This window comes from Vibrio sp. 1874, from assembly GCF_033344395.1.
GTDB classification, from domain to species: domain Bacteria; phylum Pseudomonadota; class Gammaproteobacteria; order Enterobacterales; family Vibrionaceae; genus Vibrio; species Vibrio alginolyticus.
The window spans coordinates 1-1,054 of sequence record NZ_JAWPOR010000180.1 but is presented as its reverse complement, the minus strand read 5'-3'; the positions used below and the strand labels follow the sequence as shown (position 1 = coordinate 1,054).

Here is a 1,054-nt window from a genome sequence, read left to right as displayed (position 1 = left end):
GTCGTTCGTTATCTGCTGGGGGATGAAATCAGCAAGCAGTGGCAACCCCGTTGGGAAGTCGACCAACTCTATATTGGTGACTACGTTTGTATCGCCGCCGAAGCGGTGATTTTAATGGGTGGCAACCACAATCATCGAACCGATTGGTTCTGCTTGTATCCGTTTCTTGATGATGTCGAACGTTCCTATCAAAGCAGGGGCGACACGATTATCGGAGATGCTGTTTGGATTGGAATGCGCGCGATGATCATGCCAGGCGTTACGATTGGCGAGGGCGCGGTGATTGCCGCAAACAGTGTCGTGACGAAAAACGTGCCGCCGTACACCGTGGTAGCGGGCTCTCCTGCTAAGCCAATCAAAACTCGTTTTGACCCAGAGACGATTGATAAGTTATTGGCTCTTAAGATGTATTCTTGGGATGAGGCTAAGTTTAACGCGCTTCGCTCTTTTATCTGTGGAAATGATATTGAGCAGTTAATCATTGCGGAAAGTAACTATAAAGATGGCGAATGTCACTGAAATGAGGAAAATTATCAGCGATATGTTATAATCTCGCTCCGTTGTGACGAAAACTATTGTTGCAGCTTGTGCGTTTCCTTGGCATCGATTCGTTTAAATCACCATGAGTCAGAGTTGAAAAACTACGATAGGAACAAGCAAACTCAATTGTTTGAACGCGATCTCGGCGTTTTGACGGTTACAGCGGGAAGGAACTTTGTTCGATAGTAATCGACGCATTCTGTTTAAGTAAGGGAGCCCATTGCGCGGTTCAGAAAGTGTCACTAGAACTTACTCACAACATTATACCCGGCGCATTGACCACGCGTTTTTGGTTGAGGCAAAGGGCATTTGAAGGAGCTGTAAAGGCTCCTTTCACATTTAAGGGCGGCAAACAGCAAACCATTGGCACAATGCTTAACAAGCGCCCTTAAACTAGCCTAAGGCGCATGACACCATCTAATGAGTATTTTCGGAAATAAAGCGAGAAAATTTGCTATTGAACGAAGGTTAAACTAACACTCAATCATTACGGAGGATGAAGAGAACAATAATA

General features: G+C 45.3%; 1 protein-coding gene. It reads left to right on the top strand.

Features of this window, described 5'->3' with window-relative positions; translation table 11 throughout:
- A partial coding sequence (locus R8N46_RS25460) for a CatB-related O-acetyltransferase (RefSeq protein ID WP_318189810.1) occupies positions 1–519 on the top strand: 519 nt, incomplete at its 5' end.
- Positions 520–1,054 lie beyond the last annotated feature (535 nt).